The following is a 19562-nucleotide window of genomic DNA, read 5'->3' as shown; positions in this document are numbered from 1 at the left end:
AGAGCAGGATGAGACATCATCTGCTTCAGTCCGTGACGAATTCCAGCATGATCGTCGACAGCGGCGGCAGAAGCATCGTCGCCGATGTGCCGCCCCCTTCCCCGCTCGCCTCGACCATGCCGCCGTTGCCCATGCCGGAGCCGCCATAGTCGGCGGCATCCGTATTGATGATTTCGCGCCACTTTCCCGCCTTCGGCAGCGGCACGCGATAGTTCTCGCGCGGCACCGGCGTGAAATTGGAGATGACGGCGATCGGGTTGCCGTCCGGCGCGCTGCGCAGCCAGGCGAAAACCGAATTGTCGCGGTCGTCGACGATCAGCCAGGAAAACCCCTCCGGCTCGCAGTCACGTGCGTGCAGCGCCGGGCGCGAACGGTAGAGATAGTTCAGGTCGCGCACCGTCTGCCAGACGCCGCGGTGCGGCGCGAATTCCATCAGGTTCCAGTCGAGCGCGCGTTCCTCGCTCCACTCGCGCCGCTGCGCGAATTCCTGGCCCATGAACAAGAGCTTCTTGCCGGGATAGCCCCACATGAAGGCGTAATAGGCGCGCAGCGTGGCGAACTTCTGCCAGTCGTCGCCGGCCATCTTGTGGAGCAGCGTGCCTTTGCCGTGCACGACCTCGTCATGCGACAGCGGCAGGACGAAATTTTCCGAGAAAGCGTAGACGAGGCCGAAGGTAATCTCGTTGTGGTGGTGCTTGCGATAGATCGGCTCCTTGGAAAAATACTCCAGGGTGTCGTGCATGAAGCCCATGTTCCACTTGAAGCCGAAGCCGAGGCCGCCTTCATGCACGGGACGCGACACTTTCGGCCATGAGGTGGATTCCTCGGCGATCGTCATCACGCCGGGGTGGTGGCCATAGAGCTCCTTGTTCATCTTCTGGAGGAAGCTGACGGCCTGCAGGTTCTCGCGCCCGCCCTTCTCGTTGGGGATCCATTCGCCGGCCTTGCGCGAATAATCGAGGTAGAGCATCGAGGCGACCGCGTCGACGCGCAGGCCGTCGACATGGTATTTCTCGGCCCAGAACAGCGCATTGTTGACGAGGAACGACACCACCTCGCGGCGGCCGAAATTGTAGATGGCGGTGTTCCAGTCCGGGTGGAAACCCTGGCGCGGATCGGCATGCTCGTAGAGCGCGGTGCCGTCGAATTTCACCAGCCCGTGCTCGTCGACCGGGAAATGCGCCGGCACCCAGTCGAGGATGACGCCGACGCCGGCGCGATGCGCGCCGTCGACGAAACGGGCGAAGCCGTCCGGATCGCCGAAGCGGGCCGTCGGCGCATAAAGCCCGGTGGTCTGGTAGCCCCAGGATGGATCGTAGGGGTGCTCCGAGATCGGCAGGAACTCGATATGGGTGAAGCCGGTCTCGGCCACATAGGGGATCAGCCGTGCGGCGAGCTCGTCCCAGGAGAGGAACGTGCCGTCGTCGCGGCGTTGCCAGGAGCCGGCATGGACCTCGTAGATCGAGATCGCCTCGCGCCGGGGATCGGCTTTCTGCCAATAACTGCGATGCGCCTCGTCCCCCCATTGATGCGCCATGGGCGGCGCTGTCACCGAGGCGGTCGCCGGGCGCAATTCCGATTCGAAAGCGAACGGGTCGGCCTTCAGCGGCAGGCGCACGCCGTCGGGCCCGATGATCTCGAACTTATAGGGCTTGCCCGCGCCGATATCGGGAATGAACAATTCCCAGATGCCCGTGTCCTTGCGGTCGCGCATCGTGTGGCGGCGGCCGTCCCAGTCGTTGAAGGCGCCGACCACGGAGACGCGCCGCGCATTGGGCGCCCAGACAGCGAAATGGACGCCGGTGGCGCCCTCATGATCGATGATGTGGGCGCCGAGCTTGTCGAACAGCCGTAAGTGCGAGCCCTCGGCCATATAGTAATCGTCCATCGGGCCGAGCACCGGACCGAAGGAATAGGGATCGGTCAGCCACCAGTCGCCGCCGGCATTTTTGGCGTGATAGCGCAGCGGCTGGCGCTTGCGGATCGAGACCTTGCCCTCGAAGAAGCCGGCATCGTCACTGCGGGAAAGCTCGCCGACCTCCTTGCCGGTCAGCGTGTAGGCGGTGACGAATTCGGCATTGGGCACGAAGCAGCGGGCAATGAAGCCCTTGCCGGCTTCATGCACGCCCAGGACCGCGAAAGGATCGCCATGCGTTCCGGCGACAATCGCCGCGACATCGCCGGCTGGCGCCAGTCCGTCCGGCCCGCTTGTCGCAGCGGTCGCGCGCGGCTTGCTCATCAAACGGTCGCCCTCCCCGGGCACCTTGTTCTGGCGCATGCCTCGCTCCGGCATGCGCTGTTCTTTGTCTTGGTGCATGTCGTGATCCCAAAACCGCTACGCACTTTTGGGCGACACGCATCTGGCCACATTCTTTGTGGCTCATGCAATCATATCAGACGGGCACGTTCCAGATGTCTTTCGCATATTGACGGATCGTGCGATCGGACGAGAACCAGCCGACGCGGGCGACATTGCGGATGGCGCGCGCATACCAGTCGGGGCTGTTGCGCCACACGGCGTCGACCTCGCGCTGGCAGGCGGCGTAGGAATCGAAGTCGGCCGCCACCATGAACCAGTCGCTCTGGTAGAGGCCGTTCATCAGGTCGCGATACCGGTCGGGATCGTCGGGCGAGAAGACGCCGGAGGAAATGGCCGATACCGCCTGTGACAGCTCGGACGAGGCCTCGATCACGCCGCGCGGATTGTAGCTATTGTTGCGCCGCTCGGCGACTTCGGCTGTGGTGAGGCCGAAGATGAAGATGTTGTCGTCGCCGACATGTTCCTTGATCTCGACATTGGCGCCATCGAGCGTGCCGATGGTGAGCGCGCCATTCAACGCGAACTTCATGTTGCCGGTGCCCGATGCCTCCATGCCGGCGGTCGAGATCTGCTCGGAGAGGTCGGCGGCCGGCATCATCACCTCGGCCAGGCTGACATTGTAGTTCGGCACGAACACGACTTTCAGCAGGCCGCGCACCGATGGATCGCCATTGATGACTTTCGCGACGTCATTGGCCAGTTTGATGATCAGCTTGGCGTTGTGGTAGCTCGGCGCCGCCTTGCCGCCGAAGAATTTCACGCGCGGCATCCAGTCCCGCTCGGGATGCGAGCGGATCTGGTCGTAAAGCGCGATCGCCTCCAGGATGTTGAGCAGCTGACGCTTGTATTCGTGGATGCGCTTGACCTGGATATCGAACAGCGCCGACGGGTCGAGCCTGATGCCGAGACGGTCGACGACGAGGTTGGCGAGCCGCGCCTTGTTCTGCCGCTTCATGGCGGCGAACTTTTCGCGGAAAGCGGCGTCGTCGGCGAGCGGGTCGAGGTCCTTGATCGCCTCGATATCGTCCATGAAGCGGTCGCCGATCGCCTCGCGGGCAAGCGAGGTCAGGCCCGGATTGCACTGGATCAGCCAGCGCCTGGGCGTGATGCCGTTGGTCTTGTTGTTGATGCGGTCGGGATAGAGCTTGTGGAGATCGGCGAACACCGTCTCCTTCATCAGCTCGGTGTGGAGCGCCGAGACGCCGTTTATCGAATGCGAGCCGACGAAGGCCAGATTGCCCATGCGCACGCGGCGGTCGCCATTTTCCTGGATCAGCGAGATGCGGGCGATCTGATCGCCCGAGAACTGGTTGGTGGCACGGGCCTCGAGCAGCACCTGCGCATTGATGGCGTAGACGATCTGCATGTGGCGCGGCAAAAGCCGCTCGAAGAGCGGCACTGGCCAGCTTTCCAGCGCCTCGGGCAACAGCGTGTGGTTGGTGTAGCCGAAGGTGCGCTTTGTGATGTCCCAGGCCTGGTCGAAGTCCATGCCATGGACGTCCATCAGGAGCCGCATCAGCTCCGGCACGGCGACCGCGGGATGGGTGTCGTTCAAGTGGATCGCCGCCTTGTCGGGCAGCGATTTCAGGTCGCCATACTGGCTCAAATGCCGCTGGACGATGTCCTGCAGCGAGGCGGTGGAGAAGAAATATTCCTGCCGCAGCCTCAGCTCCTGGCCGGCCATGTGGGAATCGGCCGGGTAAAGCACGCGCGACAGCGCGTCGGCCTTGTTGCTCTCGGCCAGCGCGCCGATGTGGTCGCCGGCGTTGAACTTGTCGAGCAGGATCGGGTCGATCGGCATGCCGGACCAGAGTCTCAGCGTGTTGACGCGCCTGGCGCGCCAGCCGGCCACCGGCGTGTCGTAGGCGACGGCCAGCACATGCTCGGTCGGCTTCCAGACGTGGCGTTCGACCCGGCCGTCCTTCGAGGTGATCGATTCCACGGAGCCGCCGAAGCCCACCTCGAAGGAACGCTCGCGCCGTTCGAACTCCCAGGGATTGCCGTGATCGAGCCAGGTCTCCGGCAGCTCGACCTGCCAGCCGCCGTGGATTTCCTGGCGGAACATGCCGTTGGCGTAGCGGATGCCGTAGCCATGGGCGGGGATGTCGACGGTCGCCATGCTTTCCATGAAGCAGGCGGCGAGACGGCCGAGGCCGCCATTGCCGAGCGCGGCGTCCGGTTCGAGCCCCGCGATCAGGTCGAGGTCGACGCCGAGGGAGGACAGCGCCTCGCGCATGTTCTCCATCAGACCGAGATTGGAGAAGGCATCACGCATCAGGCGCCCGATCAGGAATTCGAGCGAAAGGTAGTAGACGCGTTTTTCCTGCTGGTCATAGGCTTCCCTGGTTGCCTGCATCCAGTGGTCGACGATGCGGTCGCGGACGACCTTGATCGAAGCCGTCAGCCAGTCATAGGGCGTCGCGACGGTTGTGTCCTTGCCAACCCGGTATTTGAGCGACATCAAGACCTCCTCGGCGAGGGTCTTGGGGTCGGGATTGTCGAGAACAGGGGCTTCGATCGTCATGGCGGATGTCATTTCGCCTCTCGTTCAACTGGCGTGATCATAACGGCTTGTATCGTCCTCCCAGCCCCATCCTAGTGCATTGCAGCATGGGTTCAATCGATTTAGTCAACCGACCCGTCGGCCCGCCTGCGGCAATAGGGACCTGTCGTAGGGATCAAGCCGCCAGCGCGTCCTCCGGCGGCTTCTTGGCGCCGGTCATCAGCGCCACCGCATCCGACATGGAAATCTGCTTAGGATCGACGACGCAGAGACGCCTTCCAAGCCGGTGGATGTGGATGCGGTCCGCCACCTCGAAGACATGCGGCATGTTGTGCGAGATCAAAACGATCGGCAGGCCGCGTTTCTTGACGTCCAGGATCAGCTCCAGCACGCGGCGGCTTTCCTTCACGCCAAGGGCGGCCGTCGGCTCGTCCATGATCACCACTTTCGAGCCGAAGGCGGCAGCACGCGCCACTGCCACGCCCTGGCGCTGGCCGCCCGAAAGCGTTTCCACCGCCTGGCTGATGTTCTGGATGGTCATCAGGCCGAGCTCCGTAAGCTTGTCGCGAGCACGCTTCTCCATCGCCGGACGGTCGAGCATGCGCAACCAGCTGCCGAGCGGGCCGGGCTTGCGGATCTCGCGGCCGAGAAACATGTTGTCGGCGATCGACAGCGCCGGCGACAGAGCGAGGTTCTGGTAGACGGTTTCAATCCCGGCTTCCCGGGCCTCCATCGGCGACTTGAAGGCAACGGGCTTGCCCTCAAGCCGGATTTCGCCTTCGTCGGGCACCGCTGCGCCGGAGATCGCCTTGATCAGTGATGATTTGCCTGCGCCGTTGTCGCCGATGACGGCGAGGATTTCGCCCGGATAGAGGTCGAAATCGGCATTGTCGAGGGCGGTAACGCGGCCATAGCGCTTGATCAGACCGCGCGCTGTGAGAATGGGCTCCTGGGTCATGACTATGCCGAAACCTTTCTGATCCATTGATCGATCGCCACGGCGCCGATGATGAGCACGCCGGTGAGCAGCACCTTCCATTGCGGATCGGCGCCCAGCATGTTGAGGCCCATCGAGACGACGCCGACAATCATGGCGCCGAACAGCGTGCCGAGGATCGAGCCGCGCCCGCCAAAGAGCGAGATGCCGCCGATCACCGTCGCGGTGATGGCCTGCAGATTGTAGTCGGTGACAGCGGCGGACGGCGAGATCGAGCCGTTGCGGCCGATCGAGACCCAAGCCGCGAAAGCGGCAATCAGCCCGGCAAGGGCATAGACCGTCATCAGCACTTTCTTGGTCTGGATGCCCGACAGTTTCGCAGCCTCCTGATCGTCGCCGACGGCATAGACATGGCGGCCCCATGCGGTGTGGTTGAGCACGTACCACAGCAGGATCACCAGCAGGACCATGGCAATGACGCCAAGCGTCAGCACGGCAGAGCCGACCCTGAAGCTCACCGCGAACAGATGCAGCAGCGGCGCCTGCACGTCGACGTCGGTGTCTCGGATCGTCTCATTGGCCGAATAGATGAAATTCGTGGCCATGACGATGTTCCAGGTGCCGAGCGTGACGATGAAGGGCGGCAGCTTCATGTAGGCGACCAGGAGGCCGTTGAGCAGTCCGCAGGCGCCGCCGGCGGCAAGCCCAATCGCCACGGCGAGAATGGCCGGCATCCCATAGGTCACCGCGCAATTGCCCATGATCACCGCCGAAATCACCATGATGACGCCGATCGAGAGATCGATGCCCGCGGTCAGGATGACCAATGTCTGCGCGGCACCGAGAATGCCGACGATGGCGATCTGCTGCAGGATCAGCGTCAGCGTATAGGACGAAAAGAAACGTCCGCCGATGGCGATGCCGAAGATGATGACCGACAGAACCAGCACGATCAGCGGCACCGCCGCCGGCGTGGAATGCAGGAAGTGCTGGGCGCGCTTGACGGCCGACTTGTGTTCGTCGAAGGCGGCGACGCTGGTGTCGCTTCCCGTAAGTACTTTTTCGAATTCCTGTATCTGAGACATATGTCCTCCCGTTTGCATACGGCCTCTCATTGCCGCACGCGCCGTCGACGCCTATTCCGGTCTTGTCGCCAGGATTGTCGCGCTTTGACGAAAGCGCATCGTCCACCCGATGCGGCCGGGGATCAAGCCCCCAGCCGCACGGTTCGTGGACCTCTCAGAGCATCAGCCCCAGCACTTGGCCAGGCCTTCCTTGGTGTCGATCGACTTGACGCCATTGGCTGGCTTGTCGGTGACAAGGTTGACGCCGGTGTCGAAGAAGTTCTTGCCTTCGGTCGGCTTTGGCTTGGTGCCGTCCTTGGCGAAGGCGGCGATCGCCTCGATGCCGAGCGCCGCCATCTGCAGCGGATACTGCTGCGAGGTGGCACCGATGACGCCTTCGGTGACCGACTTCACGCCCGGGCAGCCGCCGTCGACCGAGACGATCAGCACCTGCTTCTCGAGGCCGACGGCCTTGAGCGCCTGATAGGCGCCCACAGCGGCCGGCTCGTTGATGGTGTGGATGACGTTGATGGTGTTGTCCTTCTGCAGGAGGTTCTCCATCGCCTTGCGGCCGCCCTCTTCGTTGCCGTTCGTCACGTCATGGCCGACGATGCGCGGATCGGTTTCGTCCCCGATCTTGTTGGGGTCCTTCACATCGATGCCGTAGCCCATCATGAAGCCCTGGTCACGGAGCACGTCGACGGTCGGCTGCGAGGGGGTCAGGTCGAGGAAGCCGATCTTGGCATCCTTGGCCTTGTCGCCGAGCGTAGCGGCGGCCCAGGCGCCGATCAGCTTGCCGGCTTCGAGATTGTCCGTTGCGAAAGTGGCGTCGGCGGCGTCGATCGGATCGAGCGGCGTGTCGAGAGCGATCACCAGCAGGCCGGCGTCACGCGCCTTCTTCACCGTCGGCACGATGCCCTTGGTATCGGAGGCCGTGATCAGGATACCCTTGGCGCCGTCGGCAATGCAGCTTTCGATCGCCGCGACCTGGCTCTCGCTGTCGCCGTCGATCTTGCCGGCATAGGTCTTAAGGTCAACGCCGAGTTCCTTGGCCTTGGCGGTCGCACCCTCCTTCATCTTGACGAAGAAGGGGTTCGTGTCGGTCTTGGTAATCAGGCAGGCGCCGACGCCCGCGGCCGACGCGGACGAGGCGAATGCGAGCAGGCCCAGCCCGGCCGCCGCGAATACGGTGGATTTCAGCAGCGATTTCTTGGTCACGATTTCCTCCCAGTGAACCATTCCGGACGCCGGCCAACCCGGCGCCTCAAACGCATCCAACCATTTCTCCCAGCGTGGACGCCAGATCAAAAGACACCAGTCCGCAACGGCTGTCAATAAATAAATCACTCTTATTTATTATTGACACTCTTGCGCTGTTCACCCATTCTGAACGAAAAGCCCCGAGGGGAAACAGACGGGAGGAACAGGGTGGAGACCGGCATTGCGAGGCACGGTTCGCCCGAGGCTTTGGAAAGCCGGCTGCATCGCGGCACGAACCAGAGCGGCATGCGCGACCACAATGAGCGGCTCGTGCTGTCCTTGGTGCGCCAGCATGGCAGCCTGGCCAAATCCGACATCGCGCGCATGACAGGACTGTCGGCCCAGACGGTGTCGGTGATCATGCGCGAGCTCGAGGAAGACAAGTTGCTCCTGCGCCAGGCGCCGCTGCGCGGCAAGATCGGCCAGCCTTCGATCCCGATGGCGCTCAACCCGGAAGGCGCCTTCTTCATCGGCCTCAAGATCGGCCGCCGCTCGGCCGAGCTGGTGCTGATCGACTTCCTCGGCAATGTGCGCGCCATGCTGCAGCATTCCTACCGCTATCCTGCGCCGCGCGAGACCGTCGAGTTCGTCACCGCCGGCATCAAGACGATGCGCAGCGAGCTGACGCCGGCGCAGGACAAGCGCATTGCCGGGCTCGGCATCGCCATGCCATTCGAGCTATGGAACTGGGCCGACACGGCCGGCGCGCCGCGCGAGGTCATGGACGAATGGCGCCATCGCGACATCCGCGCCGACATCCAGGGGCAGTGCGACTTTCCGGTCTATCTGCAGAACGACGCGACATCGGCCTGCGGCGCCGAGCTCGTCTTCGGCCAGGCAGGCGCGGCGCGCGATTTCGTCTATTTCTATATCGGCGCGTTCGCCGGCGGCGGCATCGTGCTCAACGGCCGTCTTTACAGCGGACCGAAAGGGAACGCCGGCGCGCTGGGCTCGATGCCGGTGCCGGGGCCGGACGGGAAGCCGACGCAGCTCATCGACGTCGCCTCGATCGCCATGCTGGAGAAAGCGCTCTCGGCCAAAGGCATCGACGGCTCCTATCTGTGGACCTCGCCGCAGGAATGGGGCGATATCGGCGGCGAGCTCGACGACTGGATCGCCAGCGCCTCGCAGGCGCTTGCCTATGCCATTGTCGCGGCCTCGTCGGTCATCGATTTCGAAGCGGCGGTCATCGATGGCTGGATGCCGCTCGATGTGCGGCGCCGGCTGGTCGATGCCGTGACGGAAGCGATTGCCACCGTCGACGCCGAAGGGCTGAAGCTGCCCATCGTTCGCGAGGGGACGGTCGGCATCCACGCACGCGCCATGGGCGGCGCCAGCCTGCCGCTCTCCGAGCGCTTCCTGATCGGACCGAACACGTCCGGGGGCGCCTGACATGCTTATGGGCATCCCGTCACTGCTCGGGCCCCAGTTCCTGGCGACGCTCAGGGCAATGGGCCACGGCGACGAGATCGCGATCGTCGATGGCAATTATCCGGCCGAGGAACAGGCGCGGCGGCTGATCCGCGCGGACGGTCACCACGTCATAGCCGTCCTCGACGCCGTGCTCAGCGTGCTGCCGGTGGACGAGGCGGTGCCGGAGGCGTTGTTCCGTGCTTCGGTGAAGGGCGACCCGGCGCTGGCCGACCCCGTGCACCGCGAGATGGAAGCGGTTTGCGCCAGGCGTGCGCCGGGTCATAAGGTGGTTGCGCTGGCCGGGGCCGACTTCTATGCACGCGTCAAGGCCGCGCACGCCATTGTCGCGACCAGCGAACCCAGGCTCTTTGCCAACATCATCATCCGCAAGGGCGTGATCCATCCGCCGGAGACGAAGACGACATGATCCTTTGCTGTGGCGAAGCACTGATCGACATGCTGCCGCGTACCACGACGGAGGGCGAAGCGGCCTTCGCGCCCTATGTCGGCGGCGCGGTGTTCAACTCGGCGATCGCGCTTGGCCGGCTCGGCGCTCCGGCCGGCTTTTTCTCCGGCCTCTCCTCGGACCTGTTCGGCGGGCAGTTCCGCGAGGCGCTCGGCGCCAGCAAGGTGAGCTCCACCTATGCGCACACGTCCCCTCGCCCGACGACGCTCGCCTTCGTGCGGCTCACCAACGGCCAGGCGACCTACACCTTCTATGACGAGAATACCGCCGGGCGGATGCTGACCATCGAGGACTTGCCGAAGCTCGGCGCCGAGATCGAGGCGATGCTGTTCGGCGCCATCAGCCTGATCTCCGAGCCGGCTGGTTCGACCTATGAGGAGTTCATGCGGCGCGAGCACGGGAGCAGGGTGATGATGCTCGATCCCAACATCCGGCCGAACTTCATCCCGGATAAGGCCAAGCATCTGAGGCGTATCCGCGAGATGATGGCGATGGCCGACATCGTCAAACTCTCGGACGAGGACCTCAACTGGTTCGACGAGGCCGGCTCGCATGAGGACGTGGTTCGCAACTGGCTGGATCGCGGGCCCAAATTTATCGTCGTCACCCATGGCAGCGAAGGCGCGGTCGGCTACAGCAAGGACCATAAGGTCACGGTCTTGCCGCAGAAGGTGAAGGTGGTCGACACGGTCGGCGCCGGCGACACCTTCAACGCCGGCATCCTGGCCTCGCTGCATGAACAGGGCCTGCTCACCAAGGCAGCGATCGACAGCCTCTCCGAGGACGCCATCCGCAAGGCGCTGGAGCTCGGCGCCAAGGCGGCGGCGGTGACGGTGTCGCGGGCCGGCGCCAACCCGCCATGGCGGCACGAAATTGCCTGAGCCGGCGTGGGGACGGACGTGAACCCGCCCTTCACGGCCGATCACTTTATGTTTCCCATCAGTGGATCGACGCGACAAGAGGGGCCGGAAAACGCCACTCGAAGCTCGGATTTCCGGCTTTTTCACGCATTGCGCCGGCTAAATCTGTAACAGGCTGCGACACCTGAGCAATTTGCGCTGGCCGCCACAGGCTTTCTCAGCCGGTTCAAGTCTGTTACCAGCGGGCCGGTTTTTACAGGCATTTCGAGGGCGACATGCAGTTCATCGATCTTGGCGCGCAGCGCGAACGAATCCGCGACCGGCTGAAGGCCGCGATCGACAAGGTGGTCGAAGATGGCCGCTACATCCTCGGCCCCCAGGTCACCGAATTCGAAAACAAGCTCGCGGCCTATATCGGCGTCAAGCATGTGGTCGCCTGCGCCAACGGCACCGACGCGCTGCTCCTGCCGCTGTTTGCCGCCGGCATCGGCCCGGGCGATGCGGTGTTCGTGCCGAGCTTCACCTTCGCAGCCACCGCCGAGGTGGTAGCGCTCGCCAAGGCCGAGCCGGTCTTCGTCGACGTCGACCGCAACACCTACAATATCGATATCGCCAGCCTCGAGGCGGCGATCGAGATGATCAAGAAGGAAGGAAGGCTGAAGCCGAAGGCGATCATCCCGGTCGATCTGTTCGGCCTTGCCGCCGACTATGAGGCGATCATGGCGATCGCCAGGCGCGAGAACCTCCTGGTGATCGAGGACGCCGCGCAGTCGATGGGCGGTTCCGCCGACGGCACGACGATCGGCGGTTCCGCCGAGGCCAAGATGTGCGGCGCCTTCGGCCATGTCGGTTCGACCAGCTTCTATCCGGCCAAGCCGCTTGGCTGCTACGGCGACGGCGGCGCCATGTTCACCAATGATGCTGCGCTGGCCGACAAGCTCCGTTCCTTCGCCTTCCACGGCAAGGGCGAGACGCAATATGACAATGTCCGCGTCGGCATCAATTCGCGCCTCGACACGCTGCAGGCGGCGATCCTGATCGAAAAGCTCGCCATCCTCGAAGAGGAGATGGTGGCCAGGCAGGTGGTGGCGGACCGCTATGCCAAGGGCCTCGGCGACATCGTCAAGGCCTCGCGCAATCTCGGCTACGGCCGCTCGGCCTGGGCGCAGTATGCAATCGAGACCCCGAAGCGCGACGGGCTCAAGGCCCATCTCGGCGAGAAGGGGATTCCGTCGGTGATCTATTACGTGAAGCCGCTGCACGAACAGGTCGCGTATAAGCATTATCCGCGCACGCCGACCGGCCTTGCCGTCTCGGAAGAACTGCCGAAGCAGATCCTCTGCCTGCCGATGCACGCCTATTTGAGCGAGGCCGATCAGGACCGCATCATCGAGACGATCCGGAATTATATCGGCTCGAACTCGGCGCATGTCGCGGCGGCCTAATCTCCCTCAGTGTCGCTCAAGGCGACAGAGGGGTCTCCATCGCATAGGACTCACAGCAGCGGTTTCTTCACGCCAGATGGGCTACCGGCGCATATCGCGGGATGCGAATGTGGCGCTGTCGGAATCGGGGATGCTCGCGGATCAAGCGGGCCGATGTTCCTCATTGATTAGCAAGGCCAAGCCTGAATGTGGCCGCACTGCATCAGCCGCAGCGTACATGCTCTGCGGTGTTTCCTTGTTGGCCTGACCGACGCCTCGATCGCCGCCATATTCGCCAACGGGCTTGCCCCTCCGGCAATTTACATTCCGCCCTTGCCCTTTGCATACGATGCCACGGCGAAGTGATTGATGCCGGGAACAAATTAGCAGTTCGAAAGTTCGCGAGAACGGCGAACCGGGAGAAGGGGTGCCCGCTGCCGTCGCCGGTTCGTTGAAGGCCGACTTTCGTTCCAGGATGCCCTGCACATGAACATTGCCCAGATCGCACCCCTGACTGAGTCCGTGCCACCCAAGCTCTATGGCGGGACCGAGCGCATCGTTTCCTATTTGACGGAAGAGTTGGTTCGAAGGGGCCATGACGTGACGTTGTTCGCCAGCGGCGATTCACGTACTTCGGCCGAACTGGTGGCATGTTGCGACGTTGCACTGCGCCTGAATCCGAAAGCACAGAATCCCATTCCTTACCATGTCATGATGCTTGAAGAGGTTCGCAGACGGGCGAATGAATTCGACGTGCTGCATTTCCACGTCGACGTTCTCCATTTCCCGATAATTCGAGAGTTCGCGCAGCGAACCGTTACCACGCTTCATGGCCGACTCGACCTTCCGGACCTGGCGCAGCTTTACGCGATGTTCAACGACATTCCACTGGTCTCGATTTCGGACGACCAGCGCCGGCCCATGCCGCCGGTCAACTGGCTTGGAACGGTCTATCACGGCCTGCCGAACAATCTCCTGCCATTCCGGCCGAAAGCCGCTGGATACCTCGCGTTCCTCGGCCGCATCTCACCCGAAAAGGGACCGGAGGCCGCGATAGAAATCGCCACGCGCGCCGGAATGCCGCTGAAGATCGCAGCCAAAATCGACGCAGTGGACCAATCATTTTGGAGCGACAGGGTCGAACCCCAGGTGCTTCGGCATTCGAATGTCGAGTTCATCGGCGAAATTGATGAGCGTGCGAAGGCGGAATTTTTGGGCAATGCGACGGCGCTGCTGTTTCCGATCGATTGGCCGGAGCCGTTCGGCCTCGTGACGATCGAGGCGATGGCCTGCGGCACCCCGGTGGTTGCGTTCAACCGCGGAGCCGTTCCGGAGGTCATCGATCATGGCGTGTCCGGACTGATAGTGGAAAGCATTGACGAAGCCGTCGAAGCTGTGCGGCGGATAGGCAGTCTCGATCGCGCACGTGTGCGGAAAACTTTTGAAAGGCGATTCACGGTCGGGCGCATGTGCAGCGACTATTTGGGGATCTACCGCTTGCTGGCGCGCGACGAGCAATTTCCACTCGGCTCGCGAAACGGGTTCGCCGAAAACGCGGCTGAAATAGCCAGCACTTTTTAACAGCACCGCTTGAGACGAGTTGGCGGTTAGAATCGCCGGGTTCCCGCCGCATTCGATCGGACTCGAACAGCGGAAGCTTCGCCGAATATCCGCCAAGATTTCAATGACGCTCTCGGGATCATAGGCATCGCAGCATTGATGCGAGATACTGTTGATTAGGAGGTGGTCGGGCGCAGGCATATGGGATGAGCGCCAGCATCGACCGTCTGAACGGGAGGGATGAGATGAGCATCGAAGTCGAAGAACGCAAGCTTAATCCAGCGGTCGCTCTCCCCGCACTCGATGAATCGGCCCCGCGCGAGCCGCATAGGCAATTTGCGCTGAAGCATGAGGACTGCTTCGTCGTCGCGGACAGCTATGGCGACATACGCGGCAGCGGCGACGGGCTTTTCCGCGATGATACGCGAGTGCTGTCGCGTTTCCGGCTGTTCATAGGTGGCCGCATGCCGTCGCTGCTCGGAGCCTCGCTGTCGCAGGACAACATCCTATTCACCGCCAATCTCACAAATTTGGCTACCATCGGGCCCGACGGTAGTGAAACGCTGCCTGGGGTCGTGCACATCGAGCGGACCAGATTCATCTGGCATGACCGCATGTACGAGCGAGTCACTTTCACGAACTACTCCGCGCGTGAGGTGTTGCTGCCGGTCCGGTTCGACTTCGATGCCGATTTCCGTGACATGTTCGAGGTGCGCGGCACTACGCGCAGCCGGCGCGGTCGCGCACATGACGCCTTGGTCGGCGAGTCAGGCGTGACATTTTGCTACGAGGGCCTCGATAATGTGGCGCGCCAATCCGTCATCGCGTTTTCGATGAGGCCCGACCAGATCCATCCCCATCATGCAGAGTTTCTCATTCTGGTGGGGAGGCACGACAAAAAGGCGCTGTATCTGGAAGTCGGTCAGAACGAAGAAATCCCGTCCAGTGATCGGTTCCGCGCCGCCGCGGCGCGAGCGCGATTTGCAATGCGCTCAAAGCGTCGACAGGGCGCCACTGTTTTCAGCTCCGGCCGCGTGTTCAATGACTGGCTCACGCGCACACGTGCCGACATCGCCCTGCTGACCACCGATCTGGAGACCGGGCCATATCCGTACGCCGGTATTCCCTGGTTTTCGACTGCCTTCGGCCGCGACGGCGTCATTTCCGCCTTGCAAATGCTGTGGCTCAACCCCGAGCTCGCCCGCGGCGTGCTGGCGTTCCTTGGCCGCTATCAATCGACGGAGACCTCTGTGTTCGACGATGCCGAGCCCGGCAAGATCATGCATGAAACGCGCAAAGGGGAAATGGCTATACTGCGCGAGCTGCCGTTCGGCCGCTATTATGGCGGCGTCGACACCACTCCGCTCTATGTCTACCTGGCTTGGTCCTACGCCGATCGTACGGGCGATGACGAGTTCGTCGATCGCATGTGGGATTCGCTGTGCGCAGCAATCGCGTGGATGGAGGAAGTCGGTGCCCGCAACAGCGACGGTTTCGTGACCTATAATAGGGCGGCGGACACGGGTCTCTTCAACCAGGGCTGGAAGGACAGCGCCGACGCTATCTTCCATGCCGACGGCAAAATACCTCGCGGTCCGATCGCACTGGTCGAGGTGCAAGGCTACGTCTTCGCAGCCTATCAAGGCATGGCCGCCTTGGCAGCCAAACGCGGAGACGCCGCAAAGGCGGCGCACTGGAGCGCCATGGCAGAAAAAATACGCAGCGCAGTGGAGGCCCGGTTCTGGATGCCGGACCGCAATTTCTACGCTTTGGCAATCGATGGAGAAGGCAGGCAATGCGCGGTGCGCGCCTCCAACGCGGGTCACCTGCTCTATGTAGGGCTGCCCTCGGCAGAACGGGCGAAATCAATTGCCGAGCAGTTGCTGTCGGGGCATCTGCACAGCGGTTGGGGCGTTCGCACCTTGGCCGACGATGAGATTCCGTTCAATCCGATGTCCTATCATAACGGCTCGATCTGGCCGCATGACACGGCGATCTGTGCCGCCGGGCTAGCCCGCTACCAGGAGCGCACCAGCGTCGTGAAGCTTATGAGCAGCATGTTCGAGGCGGCGGTCCGGTTCAATATGCGGCTTCCGGAGCTATTCTGCGGCTTTACGCGGGCGATCGGGGATGCGCCGATCGCCTATCCCGTCGCCTGTCTGCCGCAGGCATGGTCGGCCGGTTCCGCGTTCATGATGCTGCAGGCCTGCCTGGGGATCCGCATCGATGGTTGGAAGCGCGAGATCAATGTCGAACGCCCACGGTTGCCGATAGGCATCGACAACATCGTCATCCGGCACTTAACCGTGGGCGAGGCGAAGGTCGACCTCAATTTCCAGCGCGTCGGCGACCGGGTCGTCTGCTATCTCGGCGAGCGGCACGAGGGCCTAGTGCCGCTAGTCGTTCGCTCTTAGCAACCGGGACAGCAGGGCCTGCTATCGATGCTCACTGTAGCATCCAGGTGCTGCTGGTGATGTCTCGCAGGCTCCTCTTGAACTGAAAAGAGCTGCTTCCAATCTTTCTCTTGTCCCCAGCCGGGCGTGCAGGTGTTCGAATATTAGCGGTGCATCTGCGGACATGACCAACGGGGTCAGTTGTTGAAGGGAGGTCACTATGGAAAGTGATGCTTTCAAGCAGTCAGTTTTCGTAGGGGAGAATGGCTACATCCAAAAGATCGACTGCGTGATGGATGCCATTGAGTTTTTGGAAGAATGGCCTGTGGAGAGACGCGGCCTGCTTCACGCGGCGGCCTGCGAGGCGTGCTACTCGGCCTATGACGGTCGGAAACCAGTCGAGGCCGCGCACAAGGCCTTTACGACTTGGGCCCGCAAGGTTGGCGTCATCGAGGACGTGCCCACAGCACCGCCGTGGATGACTGGGCCAAAGATCAGCAACGCAGACCTCTTGTGAGGTTGCGAAAGGCCTCCTCGTCAGGCGCAGCTTGCGATGAATCGCGCCGGAGCGAAACGCAAACGTCGGCGCCGATCCCCTTCTGACCTGCCGGCCATCCTCCTCGAGTGGCGAGGTTACGCGCCCTTCCCCCGCGCAATGAAATGCGGATTGGCGAAGTCGCCGTCGCTGGCCTGGTTGCGCTTGCCGTAGACGAGCGGCTGGCCGTCCAGCGTGCGCGTCATGCCGCCGGCGGCGCGCAGCACCGCGTCTCCTGCCGCCGTGTCCCATTCCATGGTGCGGCCGAAGCGCGGATAGACGTCGGCTTCCGCCGCCGCGAGCAGGCAGAATTTCAGCGATGAGCCGATCGAGACGATCTCCGCGGCGCCGAGATCGCGGATGAATTCCTCGGTTTCCGGCGTGTTGTGCGAGCGGCTGGCCACGACCGCGAGCGGCGTGCCGCCTTCTCGCACATGGATCGGGCGGCGTTCAGTGATGCGATAATCCGCATCGACCTCCAGCGCCTCGGCCTTGCCCGGCCGTCCGCTGAAGAAGCGCCCGGTGCACGGCGCGAAAACGACGCCGACTTCCGGCACGCCGTGCCGGATCAGGGCGATATTGACGGTGAAGTCCGTGCGGCGGTTGACGAATTCCTTGGTGCCGTCGAGCGGGTCGATCAGGAAGAAGGCGCCGTCGAGATCGGGCGTCGCGATGCCCGCCGCAACCTCCTCCTCGGCCACGCATGGGATGTCGGGATAGGCGGCGCGCAGGCCGGCCAGGATGATCTTCTCGCTTTCGCGGTCGGCTTCCGTCACCGGCGAAGAGTCCGCCTTGCCGTCGACGGCACAGCCCTCGTGGAAGACGCGCATCACCTCGCGCCCCGCTTCCAGCGCCAGGCGCTCGAAGACGCCCAGCATCGCCTCGTCGTCAGATACCGCCGCCATTGCCATACTGTTCCTCGGCGATGTCGCGCTCGGTCAGCCAGTGCTCCAGGGCTTCCGCCATTTCTTGCGGGCTCCTGCCGAGGGTCTTCAAGTGAATTTCCGGATTCTGCGGCGCTTCATAAGGAGAATCCACGCCGGTGAAGTTCTTGATCTCGCCGCTCAGAGCGCGCGCGTAAAGGCCCTTCGGATCGCGGCGTGCGCATTCCTCGAACGGCGTATCGACGAAGACCTCGACGAACTCGCCTTCGGCCATCAGCTCGCGCGCCATGCGCCGTTCGGCGCTGAAGGGCGATATGAAGGAGACAATGACGATCAGGCCGGCATCGGCCATCAGCTTGGCCACCTCGGCGACACGGCGGATGTTCTCCACGCGGTCGGCGTCAGTGAAGCCGAGATCGCGGTTGAGGCCGTGGCGGACATTGTCGCCGTCGAGGATATAGGTGTGGCGCCCGGACGCGAACAGCTTCTTCTCGAACAAATTGGCGATGGTCGACTTGCCTGAACCGGACAGCCCGGTGAACCAGAACACGGCCGGGCGCTGATTCTTCAGGTCGGAGCGGCCGCGCTTGCCGACATCGAGCGACTGCCAATGGATGTTTTCGGCACGGCGCAGCGTATGCAGGATCATGCCGGCGCCGACGGTGGCGTTGGTGACGCGGTCGATCAGGATGAAGGCGCCGGTGGTGCGGTTCTCGGCGAAGGGATCGAAAGCGATCGGCGCGCGGGTAGAGAGGTTGCAGACGCCGACCTCGTTGATGTCGAGCGACTTCGCCGCCTCATGCGCGAAATCGTTGACGTTGACGCGGTATTTCAGGTCGGTGACAGTCGCGCTCACCTGGTCGGTTTCGGTTCGCAGGATGTAGGAGCGGCCGGGTAGCAGCGCCTGCTCGTCGAACCAGACGATGTTGGCGGCGAACTGGTCGGCGACCTGCGGACGCGCTGCCGGCGAAACCAGCAGGTTGCCGCGCGACACCTCGACCTCGTCCTCAAGGACGAGCGTGATCGCCTGGCCGGCGACCGCCTGCTCGAGGTCGCCGCCCTGCGCGACGATGCGCTTGACCCGGGACGCCTTGCCGGATTTCGCGACGACGACTTCGTCGCCTTGCGAAACGGTGCCCGAGGCGACGGTGCCGGCAAAGCCGCGGAAATCCAGGTTCGGGCGGTTCACATACTGGACGGGGAAGCGGAACGGCAGCTCGACGGCGGCCTCGTCGACCGATACGGTCTCGAGATGCTCGATCAGCGACGGCCCCGAATACCAGGGCGTGCGCTCCGAGCGGCTGGTGACGTTGTCGCCGAAGCGCGCCGACATCGGGATCGGCGCGACGCTCACGAAGCCCAGCTCTCGCGCGAACTCGCCATAGTCGGCGACGATCCGGTCGAACACGGTCTTGTCGAAGCCGACGAGGTCGATCTTGTTGACCGCAAGCACGATGTGCCGGATGCCGAGCAGCGAGGCGATGATCGAATGACGCCTGGTCTGGCGCAGCACGCCCTGGCGCGCGTCGATCAGCACGATGGCGAGATCGGCTGTCGAGGCGCCCGTCGCCATATTGCGCGTGTACTGCTCGTGGCCGGGCGTGTCGGCGACGATGAACTTGCGCTTCGGCGTGGCAAAGAAGCGGTAGGCGACGTCGATGGTGATGCCCTGCTCGCGCTCCGCCTCCAGCCCGTCGACCAGCAGCGCGAAGTCGATGTCGTCGCCGGTGGTGCCGTGCTTGCGCGAATCCTTTTCGAGCGCCGCAAGCTGATCCTCGAAGATCTGCTTGGTGTCGGAGAGCAACCGGCCGATCAGCGTCGACTTGCCGTCGTCGACCGAGCCGCAGGTGAGGAAGCGCAGCAGCGACTTCTTCTCCTGCGCGGCCATGTAGTCGCGGATCGAATCGGTGGGGGCGAGGCTCTTGGCCATGATGTGGCGCATT

14 protein-coding genes are annotated in these 19562 nt (G+C 63.3%); 7 read left to right on the top strand and 7 right to left on the bottom strand.

Going from position 1 to position 19562, the window contains the following annotated elements; all coding sequences use genetic code 11:
• Positions 1-25: 25 nt before the first annotated feature.
• The 5 genes from glgB to LB553_RS18480 form a co-directional block, all read right to left on the bottom strand.
• The gene (glgB, locus tag LB553_RS18500) at positions 26-2239 is read right to left on the bottom strand and encodes a 1,4-alpha-glucan branching protein GlgB (RefSeq protein WP_224515637.1); all 2214 of its coding nucleotides are present in this window, start codon (positions 2237-2239) and stop codon (positions 26-28) included.
• Between the two features lie 154 nt (positions 2240-2393).
• Positions 2394-4856: a glycogen/starch/alpha-glucan phosphorylase gene (locus tag LB553_RS18495; protein ID WP_224515560.1), complete on the bottom strand. Its 2463-nt coding sequence runs from the start codon at positions 4854-4856 to the stop codon at positions 2394-2396.
• Between the two features lie 142 nt (positions 4857-4998).
• Positions 4999-5781 (bottom strand): ATP-binding cassette domain-containing protein, encoded by a 783-nt coding sequence (locus LB553_RS18490; RefSeq protein WP_176477005.1) that lies wholly within the window; start codon positions 5779-5781, stop codon positions 4999-5001.
• Between the two features lie 2 nt (positions 5782-5783).
• The gene (locus LB553_RS18485; protein WP_224515557.1) at positions 5784-6845 is read right to left on the bottom strand and encodes an ABC transporter permease; all 1062 of its coding nucleotides are present in this window, start codon (positions 6843-6845) and stop codon (positions 5784-5786) included.
• Positions 6846-7007: 162 nt separating this feature from the next.
• Positions 7008-8042 (bottom strand): sugar ABC transporter substrate-binding protein, encoded by a 1035-nt coding sequence (locus LB553_RS18480; protein ID WP_095767162.1) that lies wholly within the window; start codon positions 8040-8042, stop codon positions 7008-7010.
• 210 nt (positions 8043-8252) lie between these two features.
• Here LB553_RS18480 and LB553_RS18475 point away from each other — a divergent pair, with 210 nt between their 5' ends.
• From LB553_RS18475 to LB553_RS18445, 7 genes are all read left to right on the top strand, one after another.
• Positions 8253-9476, top strand: a complete 1224-nt coding sequence (locus LB553_RS18475) for an ROK family transcriptional regulator (protein ID WP_224515553.1) — start codon at positions 8253-8255, stop codon at positions 9474-9476.
• 1 nt (position 9477) lies between these two features.
• Positions 9478-9924, top strand: coding sequence for an RbsD/FucU family protein (locus tag LB553_RS18470; protein WP_224515551.1), 447 nt, complete (start codon positions 9478-9480; stop codon positions 9922-9924).
• Positions 9921-10844, top strand: a complete 924-nt coding sequence (locus tag LB553_RS18465; protein WP_224515549.1) for a carbohydrate kinase family protein — start codon at positions 9921-9923, stop codon at positions 10842-10844. Before LB553_RS18470 ends, LB553_RS18465 begins: the two co-directional genes overlap by 4 nt.
• A 254-nt stretch (positions 10845-11098) precedes the next feature.
• Positions 11099-12268 carry a DegT/DnrJ/EryC1/StrS family aminotransferase gene (locus LB553_RS18460; RefSeq protein ID WP_224515547.1) on the top strand — a complete coding sequence of 390 codons (1170 nt, stop codon included), beginning with the start codon at positions 11099-11101 and terminating at the stop codon, positions 12266-12268.
• Between the two features lie 465 nt (positions 12269-12733).
• The gene (locus LB553_RS18455; protein ID WP_224515546.1) at positions 12734-13828 is read left to right on the top strand and encodes a glycosyltransferase family 4 protein; all 1095 of its coding nucleotides are present in this window, start codon (positions 12734-12736) and stop codon (positions 13826-13828) included.
• A 224-nt stretch (positions 13829-14052) separates the two neighbouring features.
• Positions 14053-16221 (top strand): amylo-alpha-1,6-glucosidase, encoded by a 2169-nt coding sequence (locus tag LB553_RS18450; protein ID WP_224515544.1) that lies wholly within the window; start codon positions 14053-14055, stop codon positions 16219-16221.
• A gap of 199 nt (positions 16222-16420) precedes the next feature.
• Positions 16421-16717 carry a DUF982 domain-containing protein gene (locus LB553_RS18445; RefSeq protein ID WP_140846230.1) on the top strand — a complete coding sequence of 99 codons (297 nt, stop codon included), beginning with the start codon at positions 16421-16423 and terminating at the stop codon, positions 16715-16717.
• Positions 16718-16833: 116 nt separating this feature from the next.
• On the opposite strand, the gene cysQ is transcribed toward LB553_RS18445, so the two are convergent.
• Both cysQ and cysN read right to left on the bottom strand, forming a co-directional pair.
• On the bottom strand, positions 16834-17613 hold the full coding sequence (gene cysQ, locus LB553_RS18440) for a 3'(2'),5'-bisphosphate nucleotidase CysQ (RefSeq protein ID WP_224515635.1): 780 nt from the start codon (positions 17611-17613) through the stop codon (positions 16834-16836).
• A gap of 10 nt (positions 17614-17623) precedes the next feature.
• Positions 17624-19561 (bottom strand): sulfate adenylyltransferase subunit CysN, encoded by a 1938-nt coding sequence (gene cysN, locus LB553_RS18435; RefSeq protein ID WP_224515543.1) that lies wholly within the window; start codon positions 19559-19561, stop codon positions 17624-17626.
• Position 19562: the final 1 nt, after the last annotated feature.

Origin of the sequence: Mesorhizobium sp. CA8, from assembly GCF_020164955.1 — a bacterium.
In the GTDB taxonomy this organism is placed as follows: domain Bacteria; phylum Pseudomonadota; class Alphaproteobacteria; order Rhizobiales; family Rhizobiaceae; genus Mesorhizobium.
Note: the sequence above shows the minus strand (reverse complement) of the source record. Positions and strands in the feature narration are given on the sequence as shown.